This is a genomic window from Candidatus Acidiferrales bacterium (assembly GCA_035515795.1).
Lineage (GTDB): Bacteria > Bacteroidota > Ignavibacteria > Kryptoniales > JAKASW01 > JAKASW01.
On record DATJAY010000038.1, the window covers coordinates 1 to 26,346 of the forward strand.

Below are 26,346 nucleotides of genomic sequence, written 5' to 3' on the forward strand. Positions count from 1 at the left end.
CGATTTTGGCGTCGGGTCTGGATTTCTAACCTTTGTTGCAGGCAACCGGGGTCAAAAGATTTTTCTAGATAACCAATTGGTTCCGGCAACGGTGCCGGTCCGTTATGTCCAACTAAACAGTCATCCATTATGAAAAAATTGCATTTGTATGTCCTATTAGTCGTCGCGGTTAACTTAGTTACCTTTGTATGGATCCCTTCGGGACAGGTTTTCGCGCAGGATCAGTTGAACCATGGTGCCAGTCTTCTCGATAATAAGGATTGCGCCGGAGCGCTGCCTTATCTTGTGAAGGCAGTCGCCGCCGAGCCAAAATCCGAGAAAGCAAATCTCTACCTCGGGAATGCCTATCTATGTCTCGGAAAGTTGGATAGTGCGGAATTGTATTTGACAAAGACGATTCAGATAAACGACGAATCGGCGCCGGCATACTATGGTTTGGGCAGAGTTCTGCAGCAGAAGAAAAAATATGCGGATGCCCTTAAGAATTTAGAGTCCGCCATAAACTATGATGCCAAGAATGTGGGCTACGTGGTTGCGCTTGGACAGATTTACTTGGATGCGGACTCGTTGGACTTGGCGACGCAGGCTTTTTACAAGGCAAAGGACATGAACGATAAAGACCCGCGCGCCTTTGAGGGGATCGGTGACGTTTATCGCAAACAAAACATTTTCGAGACGGCGATAGATAATTATAAATCTGCAATCCAATTGGATTCTATGAACATACCGCTCCGGTTGAAGCTCGCCAATACTTACATGCAGGACAACAACGGCGGTGCGGCTTACGAGGAATTTGCAAAGATATCCAAACTTGCGCCAAACAATCCCGATGCACAATACCAAGCTGGCGAGCTCCTTTATATCAACAAACGGTATCACGATGCTTTTACTTTCCTTGAAAAATATCACCAGCTTGCTCCGAGCAATGATAAAGCACTTCTACAACTTTGCGAAAGTGCAATAAAAGGCGGGTTCTACCCCGAAGCGATAAAGTACAATCAGGAATACCTTTCGCGCTATCCTAAATCAGTTGATGCCAAGAAAAATCTCGGCGCAGCATTTTATTTTGTGAAAAAATACTCGGATTCATATAATACGTTCAAATCGCTTCCCATTGACTCTCTTGCCATAAATGATCTTGTGAGGTTCGGGATGTCTGCAAACGCTGTCCATGATACGGTTGCTTCAATAGATGCTTTGACGCGCGCCGTAACAAAGGATACAACCCTTTCCCAAATTGAGAACTTATTGGCCGGGCTTTTGTTCGCCGACAAGAGATATGAAGATGCGATAACGCACTTCAAGAAACACCTTGCCGCGGAGCCTAAGGATGCTGGGGCCTGGCTTAACATGGGGTTGTGCTCTTTCATTCTCAAAGACTACGATAATGCAATTGAGGCATTACGAAACGTGACACGTCTGAAGCCCGATAACGTTCAAGGATGGCTCTGGCTTGGCCGCTCTTATGTTTTTGCCGACTCGCTTCCCGAAGCGAAAGGTGTTTATGAAAATGTCATAAAGATCGCAAAGGATGATACGTCTGCGGACAATCCACAAGTGATGAGTGAGTCATACAGGCAAGTGGCTTATTCACAGATTATTCCTGGCACAAAGCTCCAAAAGGACAACCCGGATGCGGCAAAAAAATATTATAATGATGCCCTGCCGAATTTACTCCTGGCGTTGAAGTATGATTCGAAAGATACAAAGACGCACATTCTGCTTGCACAGGTTTTTGCACTCTTGGGTAAGATGGATGATGCATGCAGGGAGTTAAAGAATGTTTTGAAGTCTGACCCCAAAAACGAACAGATGCTGAAGCTCCAGAAATCATTGAATTGCGAGTAGAGATACTTACTAACGGCTTTCTGATTAGACTGGGACTTACTCGGAAAGCCTTTCTTATCAATTAACCGAAAATGAAACTTTTCCCGAAGGCCAAGAAGGAGTTCTTCCGGAATCCCTTCGGGAGAGTTGTATAGAAAGGAGAAATCATAGTGGAGTTATCACTAATATTAACGATTAGCGTGCTTTCACTTTTGTTTGCGGTATATCTTGCTTTTAGAATTTTGAAACAGGATCGTGGAACGCCTGAGATGCAGAAGATTGGCAACGCGATCCAGCAGGGTGCTGAGGCATTTTTGAAAAGGCAATACTCTACGATAGGAATGTTGACGGTGTTGCTTGCCGCTATAATCTTTTTGCTCTACGCTTTTGTCAGGAAGCCCATGCCCAACGATCCTGTAGACCCGATAAAGATGGCGTCTTACACCGCACTTTCGTTTATTCTTGGAGCATTGTGCTCCGGAATTGCGGGGTTCATCGGGATGTTTGTTTCGGTGAGATCAAATTCGAGAACAGCGAATGCGTCGCTCAGTTCTCTCAATCGTGCACTTCAGACCGCGATGCGGGGCGGTGCGGTGTCGGGATTGTTTGTGGTGGCGATGAGTCTACTCGGAGTCGGGGGACTCTTCGGAATATTGCAGTCTTTAGGTACACCGGTTGAAAAAATCCCGTTCATGATCGTCGGATTCGGATTTGGAGCGTCGTTCGTAGCGCTGTTTGCGCAGCTCGGCGGCGGAATTTATACAAAGGCTGCCGATGTCGGCGCCGATCTCGTTGGAAAAGTCGAGGCAGGAATTCCCGAGGATGATCCGCGGAACCCAGCGGTGATTGCAGACCTCGTCGGCGACAATGTCGGCGATTGCGCGGGTCGTGGTGCGGACCTTTTCGAATCAACCGCAGCTGAAAATATCGGGGCCATGATACTTGGCGTTGCCCTCTTTCCGTTCTTCGGCGTCAAAGGCGTTATGTTCCCGTTGGTAGTGCGTGCATTCGGTCTCATAGCGTCCATCATAGGTGTAATGTTTGTACGCACGCGTGAAGATGCTGATCCGATGGCAGCTTTGAACAAAGGTTATTATGTTGCCGCCTTTCTTGCAGCAGTCGGATTTTTCATCGGTTCAAAGTGGATGTTATATACCGACGCGGCTCCCAATGCGTGGATGAATTTCTTTGCCTGCGGCGTAGTCGGAATACTTACCAGCGTCGCTTTCGTTTACATTACACAATATTTCACGGAATACAAATACAGACCTGTCAGGTCAATCGCTGAAGCTTCCCAAACAGGTCCTGCGACGAACATCATTACCGGGTTTGCAGTCGGTCTTGAGTCAACATGGATGCCCGTCATTACGATCTCTATCGCTATCGTCGGATCATATTACCTCGGCCTTGCAACAGGAATTCCTAATGCAGGGCTGTTCGGAACTGCGGTTGCTACTATGGGAATGTTGGGAACTGCAGCATATATTCTGGCTATGGACACGTTCGGCCCGATCACCGATAACGCCGGCGGGATTATTGAGATGAGCCACCAACCCGAAGAAGTGAGAAGAAAGACGGATCGACTCGATGCCATTGGAAACACGACAAAGGCGTTAACCAAAGGCTATGCGATCGGTTCTGCAGCGCTTGCTGCATTTCTTTTGTTCTCCGCTTACCTCGATGATGTCAATGTCCTCTTGAAAGAAAAAGGGCTTCCAGCATTGACTTCTGTGAATATTGCCAGGCCAGAAGTGTTCATCGGCGGGTTGCTTGGAGCTGCCCTGGTTTTTCTCTTCAGTTCACTTGCGATCAAAGCGGTCGGGAAAGCTGCTTATTTTGTCATAAATGATGTGCGGGCACAGTTCAAGGAGAAGCCGGGGATCCTGGCCGGGACAGAACAACCTGACTACGGTCGTACCGTGGATATTGTCACGCGTGGTGCCTTACGCAGCATGGTCGGACCCGGACTTCTTGCAGTCGGAACGCCGATTGCGGTCGGGATAGTTTTTAGATTGTTCAATGTCGGCGCAGAGGCGGTTGCTGCACTTCTTATGGTTGGAACAATCGCGGGCATTTTAGTCGCGATACTTCTCAATAATGGCGGTGGTGCATGGGATAATGCGAAGAAATTTATCGAGACGGGTGCTTTCGGCGGCAAGCGCGGCGAGCCTCACAAGGCAGCAGTTGTCGGCGATACAGTCGGCGATCCGTTCAAGGATACGGCAGGACCTTCGCTGCACGTTTTGATAAAACTTCTTGCGACGATCACGCTCGTGCTAGCCCCGCTGTTTGTGTAAGCTGGATTAGTGCTGTGAGGCATCCAAAGCCTCATGATGTTGGAGTCAAAGGAGGCGACCCGTAGTGGCCGCCTCTTTTTTTATTGCCACCGTGTGAAACCTTGGAATGTGCCAGCCGTAGATAGGTGTGTGGTTGTTTAACTCTGAAGTGATTGGAGAAGGAGACAAAATGAAAAAGTTTGTATTACTAACTTCGACTTTCTTTCTTCTTGCCCTCTCAACTGCATCGGCAAGAACATATTCCAAGACGGAGGTGAGGACCTTCGATATTTCCCCGAACGGCAAAGTTGTCGTCGATAATGTGAACGGGGCAATCAAGGTTGAATCGTGGGACAAGGATCAGGTAATGCTGCAGGCGACAAAAACGGTGCGGGCGGGCGACCAGGAAGAAGCGGACGAATATTTAGATCGTCTCAGGATTGAAATTGACAATGAGAAAGACTATTTGGAAGTTCGCACTCATTATCCTCATGAGGGATGGGGTGGATTCTGGGATTGGCTTTTCCATGGCGGATCAAGATATGCCGGAGTAGAGTACGTCTTGAAAGTTCCCAAGTCAGTCAACCTTGAAGTCGAAACCACGAACGGAAACGTCGATGTCTCTTCCGTTGCGGGAGGAGTCAAAGCGGGCTCTACTAACGGTCAGGTCAATCTGAACGATGTCGGAAGAAGCGTGGATGGTTCGACTACCAACGGGGATATCAGTGCGTCTATCTCAGACGAAGTTGAATTCAGAGATCTGAAGTTAACGACAACCAACGGCTCTATAAATGTGTCATGTCCGGAAAATATAAACGCCGACGTTTCCGCGCATACGACGAACGGGAATATCAGTTCCGAATTTCCTGTCACTATCCAGGGGAGCTTCAACAATAAGTCGTTCGAAGGGCAGATAAACAAGGGCGGCAGCCACATTTATCTCCATACCACAAACGGCAGCATAGAAATCAACAAACGATAGCATATTCCTGATCGGCTGACCTTGCAGAGGTCTTGTGTCTCTTCAAGGTCAGCACTGTTTCTCCTGCTAGCATCCTTTCATGTGCAATCTGAAACGCCAGAGCGGGCTCGTATATTACCTTTTCTCACATTGTTTTTTCTTCCCCGTCTCGGTATTTTCCCTTCGGTATGAGGAAGGTTCTTGGACGGATAATTACATTCGGAAGGATGATAAGGTTTTCACACACGCTTTTCGCGATGCCATTTGCGCTGACAAGCATTGTGATGGTTTCGTTTTCTCACAAAGTAACTCCGGACAAACTGCTCTGGATAATTGTCGCCATGGTCGGTGCGCGGTCGGCAGCAATGGGGTTTAACCGGATTGCAGACCGCGAGTACGATGCGAAGAATCCGCGGACGAGGCATAGGGAGCTTCCCACAAGACAGATTTCTCTTCGCGAGGCTTCTTTGTTCGTTACCTTCGCTGCGCTGGTCCTTGTCTTTGCCGCGCACGAGTTGAACTCGCTCTGTTTCTACCTCTCACCCGTTGCGCTTGCAGTCGTTTTCTTTTACTCGCTCACGAAGAGATTCACATGGCTTTCTCACATTTTTCTCGGATTGGGAATGGGACTTGCGCCGGTCGGTGCGTGGCTGGGAATCGCCGGACAATTTTCCTCCGCTTCGATTTTGCTTGGATTGACCGTGGTGGCGTGGGGTGCGGGCTTTGACATAATTTATTCCTGCCAGGATCTCGAATATGATGATGAAGTAAATCTCTATTCAATGCCGCGATCGTTGGGTGTGAGAAAAGCGTTGAGGGTTTCATCACTTCTTCATTTCGTCGCGTTTGTGTTGCTGCTTTCCTTGAAATTTATTTTGCCACTTGGGAATATCTATCTGTTTGGACTTGCGCTGGTGGGACTCATGCTCGTCTATCAGCATCGGATCGTCAGGCCGGATGATCTGGACAGGATAAATATTGCTTTTTTCAATTTGAACGCATATCTGAGCGTAGGATTGTTCCTGTTTACGCTTATAGATGTTATCGCATGATAAAGCCCGAATCGGTAATTCATCTAATATCTCGGCGCACAATCTAAAATGGGAAAAAAATATCACACGGACTCAGGGATCGATATAAAACAGGTTTACTCCGCCGGAGATTTTAATTATCAGGAAAAATCAGGTTTTCCGGGAGAGTATCCATATACTCGCGGCGTTTATGAGACGATGTATCGCGGCAAACTCTGGACCATGCGCCAATATGCGGGGTTCGGTGGGGCGGAAGAATCGAATAGACGATACAAATACCTGCTTGATCAGGGAATAACGGGACTTTCGGTGGCCTTTGACTTGCCGACGCAGATGGGGTATGACTCGGACCATCCACTTGCCGAAGGCGAGGTCGGAAGAGCGGGGGTCGCGATCGATTCGCTCGACGATATGGAATGGCTTTTTAACGGTATTAACCTTGAAAAAGTCGCGACTTCGATGACGATTAACGCAACAGCAGCAGTTCTTCTTGGGATGTACATTGCGGTCGCGAAGAAGCAGGGCGTCGACCTCGCAAAAATTTCAGGAACCGTGCAAAATGATATTTTGAAGGAATATATTGCCCGCGGAACATATATATATCCGCCGGAGCCGTCGCTGCGTCTGGTCGCAGATGTTTTCTCCTATTGCGCCGGAAATCTTCCAAGATGGAACGCCATTTCGATCAGCGGATATCACATCCGAGAGGCTGGCGCTACCGCGGTACAGGAGCTTTCATTCACCCTTGCGAATGCAATATCCTACGTAGAAGCGGCGTTGAAAAGAGGTTTAAGCTTTGATGAATTCGGCCGGCAGCTTTCGTTCTTCTTCAACGCACACAATGATTTCTTTGAGGAGGTAGCGAAGTTCCGCGCCGCACGCCGTATTTGGTCAAAGATAGCAAAAGAGAGATTCAAAGCGAAAAACGCCGATGCGATGAAGCTTCGTTTCCATGCGCAGACGGGCGGGTCGACCCTGACGGCGCAGCAGATCGACAACAACGTGGTGCGCACTGCCATTCAGGCTCTAGCTGCAGTCATCGGCGGATGTCAATCGCTCCATACGAACAGCAGAGATGAGGCGCTCGCACTGCCGACGGAAGATTCCGTTCGAATCGCGCTGCGGACTCAACAGATCATGGCACACGAGATCGGTGCTACCAACACAATCGACCCCTTTGGAGGCTCGTACTTTGTCGAGACCCTTACTGATGAGATCGAGGAAAAAGTGAGGGAATATCTTGATAAGATTGAATCGATGGGCGGGGCGGTCAAGGCGATCGAAGCGCGATTTTTTCAGGATGAGATTGCGAAAAGTGCTTATGAATATCAGCGTGCAATCGAAAGAAAAGAGAAAATAATTGTTGGAGTGAACGAGTACGTGACAGATGAAAAAGGGGAACGAAGGATTTTCGAGCTTGATGCTCACGTGAGGGATGAGCAGATAGAAAGGTTGAGAAGGTTAAAAGGGAAAAGGGACGGCAAGAAAGTGAAAAGGAGTTTGGAGAAATTGAAGCAAGAAGCAAGGGGCAACGGCAATCTGATGCCGGCGATAATTGATGCGGTGGAAAATTATGCGACTCTTGGAGAAACTTCTGACGCATTGAGGGAAGTTTGGGGAGTCCAGAGTTGATTGCACGTTGCCTTCGAGATCGGATCCTCTCGATGCCGAGAAATTCATTGACACAGTGTGAAGCCGCACATAAATTGTGACAAAAAATTATTGAAGTGTTGTCAAGATCTGCAGTAAAATTCAGGAGTTTGTTCGTCCTCGTCATTTCTTCTGTCGTGTTCACCTGCAGTGTGGCGTTCTCCCAGGTGCTGCGCGGAAAGGTCGTTGATGAAGACTCAGTGACAATTGTAAGTGCTGAGGTTTCTATTCCGATGTTGCAGTTGACAACGGTTACAGATGATAACGGAGAATTCATTTTCAAAAATGTTCCCAGGGGGTCATACCGGATAGACGCTCGACGAATTGGGTTCGATGTCGCCCCAGTCGAATTAGCTGTCTCTTCGGACTCGACATTTATCCAGATCGTCATGCATGGCAAACTTATGGTTCTCCACGATGTGACGGTAACGGCAGGTCCGCGACCATCGGATATTGCCAACTCGTCGCAGTCTGTATCTGTCGTTCAAGGAAGTAAGCTGCTCGAAAATATCGGCTCAAGTGTCGGATCGGAGCTTGAAGACCTTCCAGGCGTTTCAGTGGTGCACAGTGGTGAATTCAGCGAGAAACCGGTGATTCGCGGGCTTGGATACCAGCGTGTCGAAGTTCTTGAAGACGGTGAACGATACGAATATCAGGGATGGGACGACGACGATAGTCCCGGTATAGATGCGCTCAGCCTCAAGAGAATTGAAGTTGTAAGAGGGCCGAACAGTGTGTTGTACGGATCGGATGCTCTCGGCGGTGTGGTCAACTTCATTCATGACGACGGGAATTTGGGAAGCAAGGATACCAATGCTTTGCTAGGAAAATTCGAGTTGAACGGCTTCAGCAACAACAACGAGGGCGCGGCCCATTTAGGACTAAATGGAGCGACCTCTCTTGCGCAATATTACGCCGACATAACGCTGAAAGACGCCGGAAACGTGAATACCCCGAAAGGAGTTCTTCCAAATACCGGCGCATCTGAGGTCGATTTCGAAGGGGCAGTTTCAACTCGTAGAACCTTTGGAAATTTTCTTCTCGGATATTCGCGGTTCGACCAGAACAGGGAAATCCTTCCTGTTGGCGAAGACTCGGGAAGTCTGCCGTACCAGCATACAATCCATGATCGAATCAGGCTTAGTTACGCGAGTGAACGGGATCCCCTTCAGGTCTCATTTGAAGGTGTCTATCAGCAGAACGATGCTGCCGAATACCAAAACAAAGACATCGCTTCTCTTCTAGATCGTTTACGGTTGCAATCGTTTTCTCTCGATACAAAGGTCTCTTATGACATATCCGATAATGACTACGCGACTGCCGGGATTTCTGCGTCGGACGAGCAAAACTCCACTCTCGGCCCGGAGCCGATAATTCCCGACTACCGGCAATCGACGGTCGCAGCATTCCTGTTCAATAATTACAGGGCCCAATCGATTGATGCATCTGCCGGCGCACGGTATGACTACCGAACTTTGAAAACGGCCGACAACGCAATTCTGAATCTTTTCGGCCAAACGAGAGTGGTTCAAGCGGTGACCGGATCTATCGGAATGCTCTGGCATGTTTCAAGTGCAGTTTCGTTCGGTGCAGATGTTGGAAGCGGATGGCGCGCTCCGAATGTCGAAGAGCTCTTCATCACCGGCGTCCAGGAAGGAAGCTTCATGTACAAATTGGGAAATCCGAATCTTGCGCCGGAGCAATCGTTTTCGACCGACTGTGTCGTTCGGGTTGACGGTTCGCTGGCGGATGGAGAAGTTTCCGCTTATTACGACCGCATCAATCGCTACATCTTTCCTGGTCCAACAGGAGAAATTGATTCGGCAAGCGGATTTATGAAATACACGGAGCGGCAGGCGAACGCTACGCTTTCCGGAGTTGACGGACAGTTAAGCGTGAAGGTAACTAAGCGAGCGACTCTGACCATCGGTGGAGATTTCATGCTTGCGAGGAACGACAATGCCGGGACCTGGCTGCCGCTCACGCCTGCGAATCGATTGACGTCCGAGGTGAGATATGATTTTTCTGACCTGTCATTTTTCAGGGAGGCGTACTGTTCTATCGGGGCCAATTTTGTATTTGACCAAGATCATTTCGATCCGTTGGAGACAAGGACCCCCGGGTACGCACTGTTTAACCTGGGGTTTGGTGGAACTTTGAAGATCTTCGACCACGGCATGGATATTTACTGCAAATTGGACAATCTTCTCGACCGTGCGTACCATGATAACATGAGCTTGTACAAGCTCTATGCATTCGAGCCTGGTTTCAATTTCTCAGTGACCATCAATGTCCCGTTTGTGATTATTCGGTGAAGCGTCAATGAACGAAACCCATTGTTGCGCGCTGGATCTCCTCAGAAATGTGTTGCTGTGTCGAGCCTCAAGGAGTGCTTGACTTTCATTTTTTAATACATAAACTTATCTATCGAAGCAAAGATATGCATCAGGACAATTACAGGTTGGGATGAACGCATCCACGGTATCTTGTTGAGAATAGAAATGATGTAGTTGTTCAATTTATAATATAGCCGGGACAATCAGGCGAAATTGATGGGCGCTGAAAGCCATGTTACCTCGGTATCGGAACCCGTCCGTCTTTCTACGTGGAAGGTTTGTTTGAGTCGATGAGATATGGACGTGTCCTCACAAAGATAGAGATTGGTCAAGTTCGCAGGAAATACCGCCGCTCAAGGTGGTACTCAACAAGAGATACAAAAGGAACGGAGGAATTATGTCGAAAGGCAGTCTCACCATAACCGACAATCGGACGGGAAAACAATATGAGCTTCAAATTGAAGACGATGCCATAAGGACAAGCGATTTAAGACAAATTAAAGTTAAGCCGGATGACTTTGGCTTAATGGGTTACGACCCTGCATTTATGAATACCGCTTCGTGTAAGAGCAAGGTGACGTTCATCGACGGTGACAGGGGGATCTTGCGGTATCGCGGCTATCCGATAGAACAACTTGCCGAAGAGAGCAGCTATCTCGAGGTTGCTTACCTGCTTATGCGCGGGGAGCTTCCCAAGAAAGAAGAGCTTGTCGATTGGGAATACAATATCATGCACCACACGTTTGTCCATGAGAATGTCAAGAAATTTATGGACGGATTTCATTACGATGCTCACCCGATGGGGATGTTCATCAGCACCATGGCAGCGCTTTCTACTTTTTACCCGGCTGCCAAAAACATATTCGACAAAGAATCCCGCCAATTACAGACTTACAGGCTCATTGGTAAAGTCGCCACGATAGCGGCATTTGCATACAGGCACTCAATGGGTCTTCCTTATGCGTACCCTGATGACGATTTGAGTTACGCGGGAAATTTTCTGAACATGCTTTTCAAGACGACGGAACAGAAGTATGTACCCAACGCGACACTCGAAAGAGCGCTGGATATCCTGTTTATCCTGCATGCTGATCACGAGCAGAACTGCAGCACAAATGCAATGAGGAGCGTCGGGTCTTCGCACGTTGATCCGTTCTCTGCGCTGGCAGCAGCGGCGGCGGCGCTTTATGGTCCGCTCCACGGCGGTGCAAACGAAGCAGTGCTCAAGATGCTGAAAGAGATAGGATCGAAGGAAAAAATCCCTGTGTTCATCGAAGATGTAAAGGAAGGTAAAGCCGAGAAACGTTTGATGGGTTTTGGCCACAGGGTCTATAAAAATTATGACCCGCGTGCGAAGATAATCAAGAAGCTTGCGGATGATGTTTTTGAGGTGACCGGAAAGAATCCGCTGCTTGATATTGCGCTAGAGCTCGAAAGGATCGCACTCGAAGATGATTATTTTGTTTCAAGGAAGCTGTATCCGAACGTCGATTTTTATTCTGGACTGATTTATCAGTCGATCGGGTTTCCTGTCGATGTGTTTCCGGTGCTCTTTGCGATCGGAAGGACGGCAGGATGGATTGCTCAATGGGAAGAGATGCTCCTCGACAACGAACAAAAAATTGCGCGACCGCGTCAGATCTATCTGGGTTACAATAAACGGGAATATGTGCCCATCGTAAGAAGGTAAGTGAAGTTTGATCTGATCACCCGGCGTCATCCACCACCTTGAAAATCTAATTCTGCTACGGGCGACTCTTTGAGATCTTAACTTGCCGCGGTTCGAACTGTATTTTTTACCTGAGCCCCTCTTCCAGCACCGTGGCCGCGTCGGTCTTTTCGTCTCTGTATTTCACGATGAGAGGTGCATATAACGAAAGCCCATGCAAACTGCCGAATTTAGATTTCTTAGAAATATCTCTCGATCCCGGCACCACCACCGCGCCTTCCGGAACTATCAGCGGCTGACCTTTTTCTCTCCTATAAATCTTGTTCTTGACCAAATCATAAATCGGCGTTGACCCGGTGATGATGCAGCCTGCGCCAATGACTGCCCGCCGCTTCACGATCGCTCCTTCGTAAATTCCGCAATTACCGCCGAGCATGACTTCATCTTCGATGATGACGGGGAACGCGCCCACAGGCTCCAGCACTCCGCCAATCTGGGTGCCGGCGCTCACGTGGACTTTCTTTCCTACCTGTGCACACGAGCCGACGAGCGAGTGCGAATCCAACATTGTGCCTTCATCCACAAACGCGCCGACGTTTACATACGAAGGCGGCATGATAACGGTGCCGTGCGAGATGTATGCACCTCTTCTAATTGCCGTCCCGCCGGGTACGACCCGGATCTGGTCTTCGATTGAAATGTCTTTCACCGGCAAAGTGTGCTTGTCGAAGAACTGGTCGCTCCAGCCATTTCCCATCTTGATGAGCTTGCCGATCCTGAAAGCCAGGAGAATCCCTTTCTTCACCCACTGGTTCACCTTCCAGCCTGATGAACATGAGGGATCGGGCTCGGCCGCACGGACTTCCCCGATGTCGAGAAGCTCGAGGAATCGCTCCACGAATGACTCGGACTCTGGATTTTTCCCGTCGGTGGAATAAAGCTTTTCGATTTCGGCAATAAGCAATTCGCGGCTCATTTTCAGCTCATGATCGATTGTGCCGGAGGAATCCGTTCTGACTGATGTGTAACTGCAGGTATCAGTTCCAGTTCATCCAGGATTTTTTTCAGTTTTGCTCGTGTCGCTTCGCCTGGAGAAACGAGAGGGAGTCGATAAACTTCTTCTATCATTCCCATCATTGCCAGAGTAGCTTTCACGGGGATCGGATTCGACTCGATGAAGTTTGCGTTCATGAGCGGCAAGAGTTTGTAATGAAGCCTTCTGGCGTTCTCCAGATCTCCGGCGAGGCAGTATCGTATCATATCGCCGAACATTTTTGGAACCTGATTGGCAACCACGGAAATTATTCCGTCGCCGCCGAGCGACACGACGGTGAAAGCGATTTGATCATCGCCTGAGTAAACGGCGAAATCGTCCGGCCTGGATCTTAATATCTCCATGATCTGAGATATGTTTCCGCTGGCTTCCTTCACCGCGACTACGTTTGGAATTTCTTCCGCCATTCTCAATGTTGTTTCTGCATTTATGTTGGATCCAGTTCTCCCGGGGACGTTGTAAACGACGATTGGTATGTCGACGGCTTCCGAAATTGCGGCGTAATGCTGGAAGAATCCCTCTTGCGTCGGCTTGTTGTAGTATGGTGCGACGGACAGAACCCCGTCTGCACCGATGGATTTCGCGTGAACCGTCAAAGAGATCGCCTCGCGCGTTGAATTGCTCCCGGCGCCGACGATCACCGGAACGCGGCGATTGGCCGTATCCAGAACATTCTCCATTACGTGATGGTGTTCTGCATGCGAGAGCGTCGCGCTTTCTCCGGTGGTGCCGGCAGGGAGGATTGCCTCCGTCCCGTTAGTAATCTGGAATTCCACAAGTTCGCGGAGCCTTTGGTTGTCAATTGATCCATCCTTTTGGAATGGAGTTATGAGTGCGACGCCGGTCCCGCGAAATAGTTTCGACTTCATTATGGTCTCCTGTCCGGATATTTCCGCAAAGTTTTGCGCATTTGGACTTTTTTATGAAAGATCACCTAATATCTCTTTGAATTGGTAAAATCCTTTTTTGCCTAAAATCCATTCGGCCGCGATGACTGCTCCAAGGGCCAAACCGCGTCTCCCTCTCGATATATGTGTCAACTCGATGCGGTCGCTTTCCGAATCGAAGAAGACCGAGTGCGTACCGAACTCACTTCCGATGCGAATAGAATTTATCTGAAGTTCATCCTTCGCGATGCGTCCGTCAGGCAAGCCCGACCTTATTTTTTTCTTTGGGGGAAAGTTTGCGAGAATCGCATCCCCGATAGTTAGTGCGGTGCCGCTGGGGGCATCGGCCTTCTGGTTGTGATGCAATTCAAGAACGGCACAGTCGAAGCCGTCAATTTGTCCGAACATCTTTGCTGCTTTCTCGACAATCGAGATGTATAAATTGACTCCCAGTGAAAAGTTTGATGCAAACACGGCTGCGTTGCCGCACTCACTCACGATATTTTTGACTTCATCTAGATCTTTCTGCCAGCCGGTGGTACCGATAACTATCGCTTTCTTCAGTGCACCGGCATACTTGACGTGTTCCACTACGGCGGAAGGGATCGAAAAATCGACAAGGACATCGCATCTCTCGAATTGCTTTTTCATCTCGGACAAATTTGAATCGATATCGGCGGCAGCGGCGATCAAATGTGAACGCTGTTTTGCGACCGTCTCAATTTCTTTTCCCATTTTTCCGTAACCAAGCAAGCCTACGTTCATTCTGCAATTCTCAATTATAAATACCGATTTCAGATTTTTGATCTGGCTTTGAATTCTTTGGGGGAGGAATTAACTGACCGCGATGAGATGGTTGATCAGTTAAATAGCGCTCCACCCGCTGTTCCATGTTCAGCCAGATGACAGTCTGCAAACTTTTTGTCTCTCCCGGATCAACATTCTACTAGATTCGGGATCCCGAGCAACTTTCTAATTCCTGATCGGGGCAGCCCAACTGCAAATATCGAAGACGAACTTGCAGTTTCGGCGGCGACTCCTTTCCTCATGCTTCGCGGGCTCTTCGTGCCTCGACACAAGTACTAATAATCACCGCGCCTCTATTCAACTACGGAACAAATATAGCCGTTCGTTGTTATAAATGCAAAGTATTCCTAAACTTGTCGTAAGAAAACAATCGGTGGATAGAATGTCAAAAAAAATTTTCTCCCTTCTCATTTTTCTCTTTCCGTCATCGAAGCTTCTCGGTTTGGTCCGGACATGTCTCAATGCTTATTCAAGATTGGTTGTCTCATCATTTCTGCTCGCTTGTTCGGGCCTGACGGCTCATGCTCAGCTTCCAGGCCAGAGAGATGGTCGCGTGCTTTTGCCGAACGGATGGTGGATCTCGCCGGCGGGTGAGTCGATCCCGCTGGACGATTTCCCGCTGAATGCCGCGGTGTCGACGGACCAGAAATTCTTGGCAGTTACCCATGCCGGCGTCTCGAAACCAGTTGTGCTTCTCGTCGATCTGAAGTCACGTAAAGTGGTACAATCGATTCAGTTGAAAGACAGCTGGCTCGGTATCGCCTTCCGCAAGAACAAACTGTTCGTCTCAGGTGGGAATCAAAACTGCGTCTACACCATGGACTTAATAAATGGAAAATTGGCAAGCTCGGACACCGTAGATTTCCGATCATCGAAATGGGCCGCCGGACTCGATGTGAACAGGGATAATCTTGCAGTTGTCTTTCGAGGTGACAGCACATTGAGATATTTCCACCTTTCGACAAAAGAATTTCAGTCGGTAAAACTCGACGGGATGCCATATTCATGTAAATTTATGACGAACGGAACGCTTCTGGTGTCGATATGGAGTTCGAAAAGAATTGAGGCTTTCAACGGAACGAGGTTGCTGTACCATGTTGTAACAGGCGATCATCCGACAGAGATCGCAATAGGTAAAGAGAGCCGGTACGCCTATGTAGCGAATGCGAATGACAATAGCGTGACCGCTATAGATTTGAAAACTCATCGCGCAGTCTCAAATGTTTCAACCGCGCTCTACCCCGATTCACCGGAGGGTTCCACCACTAATTCCGTCTGCGCGACCAACGACGGAAAATATGTCCTTGCCGCAAATGCGGATAATAATTCCCTGGCAATTATCGATGTTTCCGATGTCAAAGCGCCGAAACCGATCGGCTTTATTCCCGTCGGCTGGTATCCGACAAAAGTTCTGGAACTAAAAGATGGGACGGTCCTGGTTTTGAACGGGAAGGGAAATCGTTCGCTTGCAAATCCACAGCATCAATACATCGGCACTTTGCTCAAAGGGACGCTGTCCTTTTTAGAATTTCCGAACGCCAAACAAATCTCAGCCTATACGAAACAAGTTTATGGCAATACCCCGTACAGGCCGGCAGAATCAAAGGAAGCGACGTTTGCATCGGGTAATCCGATTCCGCAGAAAGTCGGCGAGAAATCTCCTATAAAATATGTTTTCTATTTCATAAAAGAGAACAGGACTTACGATCAGGTTTTCGGCGATGTTCCTGAAGGGAACGGTGATTCGAGTTTGGTTTTATTCGGAGGGAAGATCACACCGAACATTCATGAAATGGCGAAGAATTTTGTTCTGCTCGACAATCTTTATTGCGATGCGGAGGTCAGTGCAGACGGGCACAACTGGTCGACTGCGGCTTATGCAACCGACTACGTCGAGAAGAGCTGGCCGAATAATTACGGGGGGAGAGGAGCTCCCTACGAATTCGAAGGCGGGCAGCCAGCCGCTACTCCTAAATCGGGTTATGTCTGGGACCTGTGTGCGAGAAACGGAGTGTCGTTCAGGGACTACGGCGAGTTTGTTGAAAATACGACGGCTGACACGATGGAGAACATTGCCAGCGAGGAAATACTCCTGCCGCATTATGACAAGGCATATCGAGGATGGGACCTGAGCTACTCCGACGTGAATCGTTTTGAAGAATGGCGGAGAGATTTCGGCAAACTGGTCGACAGCGGGAACGTGCCGCATTTCAATATCATCCGGCTTCCCAACGATCACACAGCCGGAACCGCCAGAGGCGCGCTGACTCCTCAAGCCATGGTGGCACAGAATGATTATGCCCTCGGATTATTTGTCGATGAAATTTCCCACAGCAAAATCTGGAAGCAATCTGCAATATTCGTAATTGAAGACGACGCTCAAAATGGAGCGGACCACGTTGATGCGCACAGAACGGAAGGGCTCGTGATTGGCCCTTTTGTGAAGCGGCATTTCGTGGACCACACTCTTTACTCCACTTCGTCGATGTTGAGAACCATGGAACTCCTGCTAGGGCTGCCTCCGATGAGCCAGTATGATGCTGCCGCGAATCCGATGTTCAATTCGTTCACAATGTCGTTAGATACTGCAAGCTACAACGTTGCCCAGCCGCTGATCGATATTACCGCTAAAAACAAATCGGGCGCTTACGGGGAGAATATCATGGAGCACATGAATTTGAAAGTGGCAGATGCCGTGCCGGACAGATTGTTCAATGAAATTATTTGGAGATCAATAAAAGGATCCGATATGCCTACACCGAGGTATTCGATACTGTCGGCCGTAGTGAATAAGTGATAGTTCGGCGGCCGTCTACGCGATGAGAAGGCAACGAGAGCAATTATCACGCCCGAGTGTTCTTGGCGCGAATCCTGAGACGGTTTTTTAAGAATTCCGTCTCTTCTTTGGATGCAAATCCGACCAGGAACAGTATTACAAAAAAACCCGCGAATGCAGAGACTTTGATCAATTGTTCGTTTAAGTTAGGCAGGAAAGTGTGGTGCGATGAGAAGGCAATGATCGTGATGCCTAATGCAATGCCGATCTTCAAAATTTTTCCAAGTTCATATTGAACCGGATAATATTTTTGGGAGACGATGTAAATAGAAATTGCCATTCCTGCGTACGCAAGAAATGTAGCCCACGCAGCGCCGAACATTCCGAACTTCGGGATCAGAAGGAAGTTTGCTGCGACATTTATGACCGCTCCTATGCCGGTGATATAAGGAAGGTGTGAAGTCTTCTTCTCGATGTAAATTCCTGCCATCAGGTTGACGTAAATCCCGTTGAACAGATAGCCGAGAAGAACGATAGGCACAATCCCGAGTCCCGACCAATATGCGGGGTTTATGATCGAACGGCCGTGATAAATATGGAGCTTCACGATATCGTCAATGTACAGCGAGATCAGTAAGACGATGATGGAGCTGATGAAAGTAAAATAGGTCAGTATTCTTGCGAAGAGCTGCTTTGCGTTAGGGTCGCCGGCATGTGTGAGAAAAAACGGTCGCCACGCGTAATCGTACATCGAGACGACGAGCATCATAAAAATCCCGAGGCGGTAGTTGGCCTGATAGATTCCGACAGTGCTTTCGTTTGTGAGCGCGAGAAGAATCGGCCTGTCGATCACCTGTACCATCATAGCTGCAAGCCCTGCGGGAATGTATGGCAGACCGAATTTCAGCAATGCCGCGTAAAGATCGCCGACAAATTTTAACGAAAGTTTGCCGAGAATTTCCGGCAGAAGAAGCACCAGAGTGACGGCAGACGCTATCACGCCGCTTATGAAAATTCCCTCGACTCCAGTATGAAACTTCAAGAGGAGGATAACGTTTGCGGCAACGTTCACTATTATGTTGACCAGCTTTATTGCTGCAAAGGTTTTCACTTTTCTCTGAAGCCGCAGCGATGCAAACGGTATTATCGCGAGCGAATCCAAGAGGAGAATTATAGCGGAATATCTTATCGTGTCTTCAAATCTTAGAGGAACTTCGATAAAAACCGAAAGGTGATAGCTGTTGAAAAAGATTATTCCCGAAAAAATGATCGAAGTCAGCAAGATAGAAAAGAACGGGGTTGAAAAAATTTCTTTGTCGTTTCCAATTTCTTTCGTCGATGCATATTTAAAGTACGCCGATTCCATCCCGTAGATATATATGATGTTCATGAATGCGATGTAGGAATAAATCGTGGCAACTATTCCATACTGGGAAGGTGGAAGGACGTTTGTATAAAATGGTACGAGGAGGAAGTTGAGGAACCTGCCGATAATCGTACTGACACCGTAAACAGCGGTATCGGCACCGAGGGATTTGATTTTATCTAGCAACGCGGATCAGAATGATGAGTAGCTATTTCTTAGCCGCGTTGGTTTCGGGATTATCCTCGATCAGCATAATTGGGATATCGTTCTCGACTCTATAAACATGGCCGCACTTGCTGCAGGTCAGCGTGTTTTGATCCGGACTGTAATCCAGGTCGCCATGGCATTCCGGTTTCGGACAGCAAAGTATGTCGAGCAGTTCTTTTTTAAGCATTGCCTTTTCCCTTCGGAATTTTAAGTTTGAAATCGTTTTTATAGTTTTTCATCCAGCAAATCCAAGAAAATCTTGGGTGCCCGTACAGGCTTTCCTGATTTGACATCGACAAAACTGTGAACGGTGAATCCCTCCGTCATCTTTTCTTGGCCGCGAAAAATCTCGTAATCTATTCTGAGGCGCGCTGCAGGGACTTCTTTCAGTATGGTCACGACCTCGATCAGGTCGTCGTATTGTATCTGCCGCAGATATTTGGCGTACGCTTCTGTCAAAGGGAGGAAAAACCCTGCAGCTTCAAATTGACGATACGTCATTCCAAGCGATCGCATGAGATCGGCTCTGCCGACTTCAAAGTATTCGAAGTATCGCCCGTTATACACACCGTGCATTTGGTCCGTGTCTGCATAACGGACCCTGATATTGCTTTTTGTGGAGTACATTTTCAAATGTGAAGAATGAAAAACTCAAAATGTCCGGGGAGATGCCTTCGGCTAAAAGTGAAAAATCTGATCTTCAAAATTTGGATTACTTCTCCGAGAACGAGCCCATCGAGCTGAACTTCTCGATCCGGTTTTCGACAAGTTTGTTGGGTTTCATCTTAGTTAACGGTTCAAGCTCCTCGATCAAAATCTTCTTGAGAATGTCAGCGGCTTCCTTCGGATTTTTGTGCGCGCCGCCGATCGGTTCGGGCACTATCCTGTCGATGATTTTTTGCTGGAGCAGATCTTTTGCGGAGAGCTTCAATGCCTCGGCTGCCTGCTCCTTGTAATCCCAGGTCTTCCAGAGAATCGACGAGCATGATTCCGGCGCGATGACTGAATACCATGCGTTTTCCAGCATCAAAACCCTGTCGCCTACTCCGATACCGAGCGCGCCGCCGGAGGCTCCTTCGCCGATGATGGCAACCACGATCGGAACTTCTAACTGTGCCATCTCGAAAAGATTCCTCGCAATCGCCTCGGCCTGTCCGCGCTCTTCTGCCTCTATGCCGGGATAAGCACCGGGGGTGTCGAGCAAGGTGACTACCGGCTTGCCGAATTTTTCCGCGATCTTCATGAGCCGCAATGCCTTACGGTAGCCTTCCGGATTCGGCATCCCGAAGTTTCTATAAATGTTTGATTTTGTGTCTCGCCCTTTCTGCTGACCGATGATCATGACAGTTCTGCCGTTCCCGTGAGCAGGGTCCTCGACCAGCTTCGCAAAGCCGCCGACTATGGCATGATCGTCCCCGAAGTACCGATCTCCGTGGAGTTCGATGAAATCGGTTGTCATCAAGCTTATGTAATCCAAAGTGTACGGCCTTTCCGGATGACGGGCTAATTGCACTCGCTGCCAGCGGGTTAGATTTGAATAAATATTTGTCCGTAGCTCGCTGACTCGCGACTCAAGTTTCTTAATTTCCTCTTCAATGTCAAGATGGTCGGAGAGTTTTCGCATCTCTTCGATCTTTTGTTCAAGTTCGGCGATTGGTTTTTCAAACTCAAGAATCTGTTTTGCCATAATGCCTAAAAAGGTAATAAGTCAAAGGACAAAAATCAAAATTCAAGGCTTAAAAAATGTCAATCTCTCTTATTGACTTTTTACCTTTGATTTTTGACTTTATATATCGTATACGAGTTAGGAGGAACATGAAAAGAATCGTTGCCGTCATTGCGCTTATTTACGTGATTGCAGCGGCCGCTGCTTCCGGACAGGATATTTTAGTAAATCCGCAAAACCAGAAATATCTTTTCACTGCCGGAACGGATGAGACGCAGGCATTCCTCTACAACCCTGCATGCCTCGGTCTTTACAGCCGCGGCGGAGTCTTGGACGGATATTATTTTTATCCTACTAAAAGCATTCTCAATTATCCGAGCACTGTCTTCCATGATATCGGGATTTTCGGACAAGCTGGAAAGTTCGGGCTGGCATACAGAAATGCCGAGAATTCCGGCTCAACGGTATTCGGAATCCCGGGACCATTAGAAGAAAACTTGAACCAGTATTCTGTCGGACTCGGATTTGGAAATCAGGGGATTGCAGTCGGAGCTTCGTTGTCTCTTACGGATATCACCGGCGTTGGATCAAGATGGCTTCCGGCTATCGGGTTGATCGTCCGTCCGGACCGATATATAAGTCTCGGCGCGGCTTACCATAATTTTTCGGATGCACCGTTTGGCGGGCACGCGATCGAAAAAACGGCAAACCTCGGCGTTGGGATTCGGCCGTTTGGGACAGATTTTTTGACCTTAAGTGCAGATCTCATCACTCCCGTTCATAATAACGGTTTCAAAATAGGTATTGATGTTGAGCCGATACCTGGATTAAAAGTCTATGGCATATATGACCTATCCGGGTACACACCATCCACGTATGTTCTTGGCTTTGGGGGTTCATACGGGAACCCCGACTACGTGTGGACAAATTCTGTTTCAATTGGTGTCAGCCTCAATTTTAGTCCGCATATTCATATTGAAGGTGCATCGAGTTACCAGAGAGACAAATACGCTGCGACCTACGGACGCATCATGGTCACCTCGCAGGAGATGCCCACGATCTTGTTTGACCATAGAATTGCGGAGATAGTCATAAGAGGAAATATTCCCGACGAACGTCAGCAGTCATTTCTGTTCTTCAAATCTCCGAAAAACCTTCTGGATTATATCGATGAGATAAAAAAATGTGGCGATGATTTATCTATCGACGCATTGATCCTGAAAATATATCCTTTCTCGACGCACGAATCCTTCTTTGCCCTCTCCAGTGAGACTCAAGAACTTGCAGATGCAGTGGAGTATGTTCGCTCGAAAGGAAAGAATGTGTACGCCTACTTGACAGACGACAGCGGTGTGAACGAAGTCTATCTGGCGAGCGCTGCAGATAAAATCTACATGGCCCCGGTTGCTTTCATCAGCGGCTACGGTGTCAATATGGATTTGATAAGACTCAAGGGTCTGTTCGATAAACTTCACATATCGTGGAACGCGCAGACAGCCGGCAAGTACAAATCTACTTTTCATACAATCTATACAGATTCCGCATCGCCGGAACAGGCAAAGCTCATTCAAGGGCTCGTCGACGATATTTATTCGCAGATGATAAAGCAGATCGAAGTGAACCGCAACATTACCATGGATGATTCCTTCAAGGCTGCTATTTCCGGGATCCTTTCCTCGCGTGAAGCTGCGCGGCTTCACCTCATCGACCAGGTTGCTTACTACGATGAGTTCAAGAAAGATGTCAGCGCTGGTCTGCCTGAGGTCGATCCATCGAGGCTCTGCAGGTATGAGACGAGATGGGGGACAAGACCCGAAATTGCAGTGATCGGGGTTTATGGCAACATCGTAACCGGTGAGAGCGCACCGCCCTCTCCATTCCCGATTCCGTTTTTGGGAAGCGACCGTGCAAGCGGTTCCGAAACCGTAGCGGCGCAAATCAAGGCCGCGGCGGAAGATGCCGACATAAAGGCGATTGTTCTCAGAGTAAACAGCGGAGGTGGATCTGCGCTTGCGTCCGATGAAATTTATAACGCGATAAATGATGCTGAAAAGAAAAAGCCGGTTATCGCTTCCTTCGGTAACGTAGCCGCAAGCGGAGGATATTATGTGGCAGCGGGAGTCAGGAAGATTTTCGCCGAACCTGCAACGTTGACGGGAAGCATCGGAGTTGTAATTGCTTTTCCTGTGCTTACAGATTTTCTCGAAAAGGATCTCGGCAGTAATGTTGAGGAATACCGCGCGGGGAGAAACTCTGACATACTCTCGCCGTTCCATCGATGGGACGATTCCGATTTGAAATACGTCGATAAATTTCTTAACGAGACCTATAATGACTTTAAAACGAAAGTTGCGGAAGGCAGGAAACTCAGCATGGATCGCGTCGAAGAACTGGCGCAGGGGAAAGTTTATACCGGAATACAGGCGAAAAGCTTTGATTTGATCGATGAGTACGGCGGGCTCGATAAAGCGATCCAATATGCAGCGGATGCGGCAGGGATCTCGCGGGATTACACAGTCCGAATGTTCATGGTGCCCGGGATCGGATTTCCGAACCTGCTGGGAATTGATGCGATGATTTTGAAGAGCTTTTCAAATTGAATCAAAGCAAATCTATGTCTAAATTAAAAGGGAGTTTACATTCGGGAAAAATGGACGATAGAACTGCCCGATACGTGCGAGGTTTCTGATAGTGCGGCGCGAGTGCGGGCGAAAATGATAAAATAATACGAAAGGTGAAATATCCCGACGATCTCATTTCCAATGGGATAGAAAGGATAAAATGAGTTGTAAGTTGATCAAATTGTGTTGAAACACTCTTACATCTGTCAATCGACCAAATAATAATTGGAGCAATTACTATGAAGAAAAGATTATTTACACCTGGGCCGACGCCGATTCCGGAGAGCGTTATGCTCGCTATGGCGGAGCCAATCATTCATCACAGGAATCCAGAATTTGTTTCAGTATTAACAAGTGTCAATGAAAATTTAAAATATCTTTTTCAGACGAAGAATGAAGTACTCACGCTGACGAGTTCAGGCACGGGCGCGATGGAAGGATCCGTTGCAAATCTTCTATCCCCGGGGGACAAAGCAATATTTGTAAACCTTGGAAAATTCGGCGAGCGTTGGGGAGAAATCATGAAAGCTTACGGCGTCGAGCCGATAGAGGTCAAGGTCGAGTGGGGAACTGCTCCATCACCCGAACTTCTTCTTGACACGCTGAAAAAAAATCCAACTGCGAAGGCGGTTTTTTTAACTCACAGTGAAACTTCTACAGGAGTTTTCACAAACATCAAAGAAATAGCCGCGGCGATCCACGCCAAGTACGACATCGCCGTTGTGGTCGATGGCATAACCTCGGTCGGGTGCCATGAGATGCACTTCGATGACTGGGGATTGGATACGATTGTGACGGGCTCGCAAAAGGGTTTGATGATTCCACCCGGACTCGCGTTTGCCGCACTGAGCGAACGGGCGAAGAAGATGATGGAGACATCGAAGCTCCCGAAGTTCTACTTCAGTTTCAAAAAAGCATTGAAAGCGCATAAGGACAACGATACGCCGTTTACTCCTGCGATCACTCTTGTAGTGGGTCTTGAGAAAGCATTGCGGATGATCCGGGAAGAAACCGTGGAACACATCTGGCTTCATCATAAGGTTTTGTCCGAGGCCGTGCGGAACGGATGCGAGGCGATCGGGCTGAAACTTTTCGGTGCACCAGCGTCGCATGCCGTGACAGCGGTATGTGTTCCCGATGGAGTCGAGTATTCCAAATTCAATAAAATTCTAAAACAGAAATACGGAATCACAACCGCCGGAGGCCAGGAGCATCTGAAAGGGAAAATTTTCAGGGTCTCGCACCTCGGATACTATGACGAGGTGGACATAGTCGGAGTTGTCGCTGCGCTTGAGTGGACGCTCCATGATTTGAACTTCAAGTTTGAAGCGGGCTCGGGAGTTGCGGCCGTACAAAAGACTTTTGCCAAACACACGGCGGAAATGGCGCCCGTAGCGCAGACATCGGAGGTGGCAAAATGAAAGTCCTCGTCACAGATCCAATCGAGCAGATTTGCACGGATATTCTTCAGAAAGAAGGGATCCAGGTGGATGCTAAGCCCGGGTTACCTCCGGATGAGATTAAGAAAATCATCGCCTCTTATGACGGCTTGATCGTACGAAGCGGGACCAAAGTTACGGCGGATATTATTTCTGCAGCGAACGGTTTGAAAGTCATAGGCCGCGCCGGTGCGGGGGTCGATAATATCGATGTCCCTGCTGCGACAAGAAAGGGAATCGTGGTTCTGAACACGCCGGGCGGTAACACAATATCCACCGCCGAGCACACCATGGCACTCATGATGGCACTCGCGAGGAATATCCCTCAGGCATTCCGCGACCTTCAGGGCGGAAAATGGGAGCGGAAGAAGTACACCGGTACAGAATTGATGAGCAAGACTCTCGGTGTTATCGGTCTCGGCAAAGTCGGAAGAGAAGTTGCTACCAGGGCGAAGGCGTTCGGAATGAACATAATCGGGTACGATCCTCTTTTGGCTGCCGACATTGCTACCAAGCTGGGGATAGAGCTAGTTTCGTTAGATGAAATTTACAGGCGATCCGATTTTATAACCGTGCATACTCCTCTAACGGAAGAAACACGCGGCATCCTGGGAGACAAAGCCTTCTCGGCATGCAAGCAGGGCGTTCGCGTTATCAATTGCGCGAGAGGGGGGATCATCGATGAAGATGCACTTCTCAAGGCGCTCGAGAGCGGGAAAGTTGCCGGAGCCGCTTTTGACGTATTCGTGAAGGAACCGCCGGGTGATCATCCTCTTCTCAAACATCCGAAGGTTATCGCGACTCCTCATCTCGGTGCCTCGACGGAGGAAGCCCAGGAAAAAGTCGCGAAACAGATCGGCGAAGAGCTGGCCGACTTTTTCAAGGGAAGGGGAATTGTCGGTGCAGTAAACATCATCGACTACCAGAGCGCGGTAAGCGACGAACTGCGTGCGTATCTGGTCCTCGCCGAGAAGATTGGTTCGCTCCACGCGCAACTTTTGACGGGCAAGGTGAAATCTATAACGGCTTCTTATCGTGGTGCACTGCTTCAAAATTCCTGCGAGCTTCTTTCCACCGCGGTGCTGAAAGGGTTGCTTGATAAAATGATGTACGCGCCCGTGAACTTTGTCAACGCTGCCTTAATTGCGAAAGAGATGGGAATCAGCGTAAGCGAGAAAAAAGATCAGGACGGGAAGCATCATTCTCACCTTTTGAGTGTAGAAGTACAAACCGAAGATGAGGAGAAAAATATTTCAGGAACGGTTTTCGGTACTTCCGAGATGAGAGTAGTTGGGATTGACGGGTTCCACTTCGAGATTGCTCCGGAAGGCCATTTGCTGTTCTATTCGAACAAAGACAGGCCTGGAATGCTGGCGGCGGTCGGCAGCTTGCTCGCGTCGGCAAATATCAACATAGCAGGCATGTCGTTAGGCAGGTCCGCTCCCGGTGAGAAGGCCCTTGCAGTTATGAGCGTTGACGGCGACATACCTGAACCGGTGCTGAAAGAAATCTCAAAAATCTCGGGAGTCTTTGAGGTGAAGGCAGTGAAGTTATGAATGACGACGGAAACCTTGCGAAGGATTTGAGAACCAGATGAACTTTCTGGTTTCACGCACGCTGAACTTTCGCGAGGTTTTCTCTTTATAAAGTAAAGGCTGGGAATTTATGAAAAAAGATTTACTTTGCACTTGACAAAGCGCACACGGCAGATTATATTTCAGCGAAATTTATGCTGGTGCCGGAGCGGAAAAAAGGGTTTCATTTACTTTTAGG

General features: G+C 48.4%; 18 protein-coding genes and 1 riboswitch. Of the genes, 11 read left to right on the plus strand and 7 right to left on the minus strand.

What is annotated here, in order from left to right; translation table 11 throughout:
- Positions 1 to 129: 129 nt before the first annotated feature.
- The 7 genes from VLX91_15770 to VLX91_15800 all read left to right on the plus strand — a co-directional run bounded on the left by VLX91_15770 (position 130) and on the right by VLX91_15800 (position 11,771).
- Positions 130 to 1,848 carry a tetratricopeptide repeat protein gene (locus VLX91_15770; GenBank protein ID HUI31666.1) on the plus strand — a complete coding sequence of 573 codons (1,719 nt, stop codon included), beginning with the start codon at positions 130 to 132 and terminating at the stop codon, positions 1,846 to 1,848.
- A gap of 149 nt (positions 1,849 to 1,997) precedes the next feature.
- A complete protein-coding gene (locus VLX91_15775) occupies positions 1,998 to 4,124 on the plus strand; it encodes a sodium-translocating pyrophosphatase (GenBank protein HUI31667.1) in 2,127 nt (708 codons plus the stop codon).
- A 169-nt stretch (positions 4,125 to 4,293) separates the two neighbouring features.
- On the plus strand, positions 4,294 to 5,085 hold the full coding sequence (locus VLX91_15780; protein ID HUI31668.1) for a DUF4097 family beta strand repeat-containing protein: 792 nt from the start codon (positions 4,294 to 4,296) through the stop codon (positions 5,083 to 5,085).
- A gap of 167 nt (positions 5,086 to 5,252) precedes the next feature.
- Positions 5,253 to 6,116, plus strand: a complete 864-nt coding sequence (locus VLX91_15785) for a UbiA-like polyprenyltransferase (GenBank protein ID HUI31669.1) — start codon at positions 5,253 to 5,255, stop codon at positions 6,114 to 6,116.
- A gap of 48 nt (positions 6,117 to 6,164) precedes the next feature.
- A complete protein-coding gene (locus VLX91_15790) occupies positions 6,165 to 7,727 on the plus strand; it encodes a methylmalonyl-CoA mutase family protein (protein ID HUI31670.1) in 1,563 nt (520 codons plus the stop codon).
- Positions 7,728 to 7,825: 98 nt separating this feature from the next.
- The gene (locus VLX91_15795) at positions 7,826 to 10,060 is read left to right on the plus strand and encodes a TonB-dependent receptor (protein ID HUI31671.1); all 2,235 of its coding nucleotides are present in this window, start codon (positions 7,826 to 7,828) and stop codon (positions 10,058 to 10,060) included.
- Positions 10,061 to 10,478: 418 nt separating this feature from the next.
- The gene (locus VLX91_15800) at positions 10,479 to 11,771 is read left to right on the plus strand and encodes a citrate synthase (GenBank protein ID HUI31672.1); all 1,293 of its coding nucleotides are present in this window, start codon (positions 10,479 to 10,481) and stop codon (positions 11,769 to 11,771) included.
- Between the two features lie 106 nt (positions 11,772 to 11,877).
- Here VLX91_15800 and VLX91_15805 read toward each other — a convergent pair whose 3' ends face one another.
- Genes VLX91_15805 through dapB form a run of 3 tightly spaced genes read right to left on the minus strand, consistent with a single transcriptional unit; the run spans position 11,878 to position 14,456 of the window.
- Positions 11,878 to 12,726 (minus strand): 2,3,4,5-tetrahydropyridine-2,6-dicarboxylate N-succinyltransferase, encoded by an 849-nt coding sequence (locus VLX91_15805; protein HUI31673.1) that lies wholly within the window; start codon positions 12,724 to 12,726, stop codon positions 11,878 to 11,880.
- A 2-nt stretch (positions 12,727 to 12,728) separates the two neighbouring features.
- Positions 12,729 to 13,673, minus strand: a complete 945-nt coding sequence (gene dapA, locus VLX91_15810; protein ID HUI31674.1) for a 4-hydroxy-tetrahydrodipicolinate synthase — start codon at positions 13,671 to 13,673, stop codon at positions 12,729 to 12,731.
- 51 nt (positions 13,674 to 13,724) lie between these two features.
- Complete coding sequence (gene dapB, locus VLX91_15815) at positions 13,725 to 14,456, minus strand: 4-hydroxy-tetrahydrodipicolinate reductase (GenBank protein HUI31675.1); 732 nt, start codon at positions 14,454 to 14,456, stop codon at positions 13,725 to 13,727.
- Between the two features lie 96 nt (positions 14,457 to 14,552).
- Positions 14,553 to 14,802, minus strand: a riboswitch (Lysine riboswitch).
- 78 nt (positions 14,803 to 14,880) lie between these two features.
- Here dapB and VLX91_15820 point away from each other — a divergent pair.
- The gene (locus tag VLX91_15820) at positions 14,881 to 17,295 is read left to right on the plus strand and encodes an alkaline phosphatase family protein (GenBank protein HUI31676.1); all 2,415 of its coding nucleotides are present in this window, start codon (positions 14,881 to 14,883) and stop codon (positions 17,293 to 17,295) included.
- Between the two features lie 46 nt (positions 17,296 to 17,341).
- Here the strand turns inward: VLX91_15820 and VLX91_15825 are convergent, their stop codons facing one another.
- The 4 genes from VLX91_15825 to VLX91_15840 form a co-directional block, all read right to left on the minus strand.
- Complete coding sequence (locus VLX91_15825) at positions 17,342 to 18,826, minus strand: polysaccharide biosynthesis C-terminal domain-containing protein (GenBank protein HUI31677.1); 1,485 nt, start codon at positions 18,824 to 18,826, stop codon at positions 17,342 to 17,344.
- Between the two features lie 22 nt (positions 18,827 to 18,848).
- On the minus strand, positions 18,849 to 19,034 hold the full coding sequence (locus VLX91_15830; protein ID HUI31678.1) for a Trm112 family protein: 186 nt from the start codon (positions 19,032 to 19,034) through the stop codon (positions 18,849 to 18,851).
- Between the two features lie 38 nt (positions 19,035 to 19,072).
- Positions 19,073 to 19,474, minus strand: a complete 402-nt coding sequence (locus VLX91_15835) for a thioesterase family protein (GenBank protein ID HUI31679.1) — start codon at positions 19,472 to 19,474, stop codon at positions 19,073 to 19,075.
- Between the two features lie 85 nt (positions 19,475 to 19,559).
- Positions 19,560 to 20,534: an acetyl-CoA carboxylase carboxyltransferase subunit alpha gene (locus tag VLX91_15840; protein HUI31680.1), complete on the minus strand. Its 975-nt coding sequence runs from the start codon at positions 20,532 to 20,534 to the stop codon at positions 19,560 to 19,562.
- Between the two features lie 128 nt (positions 20,535 to 20,662).
- Between VLX91_15840 and sppA the strand changes: the two genes are divergently transcribed.
- The 3 genes from sppA to serA all read left to right on the plus strand — a co-directional run bounded on the left by sppA (position 20,663) and on the right by serA (position 26,129).
- Entirely contained in the window at positions 20,663 to 23,113 is a 2,451-nt protein-coding gene (sppA, locus tag VLX91_15845) for a signal peptide peptidase SppA (protein ID HUI31681.1), read from the plus strand.
- 260 nt (positions 23,114 to 23,373) lie between these two features.
- Positions 23,374 to 24,555, plus strand: a complete 1,182-nt coding sequence (locus VLX91_15850) for an alanine--glyoxylate aminotransferase family protein (GenBank protein ID HUI31682.1) — start codon at positions 23,374 to 23,376, stop codon at positions 24,553 to 24,555.
- Positions 24,552 to 26,129 carry a phosphoglycerate dehydrogenase gene (gene serA, locus VLX91_15855; protein HUI31683.1) on the plus strand — a complete coding sequence of 526 codons (1,578 nt, stop codon included), beginning with the start codon at positions 24,552 to 24,554 and terminating at the stop codon, positions 26,127 to 26,129. The genes VLX91_15850 and serA overlap by 4 nt, the downstream gene beginning before the upstream one ends.
- Positions 26,130 to 26,346: the final 217 nt, after the last annotated feature.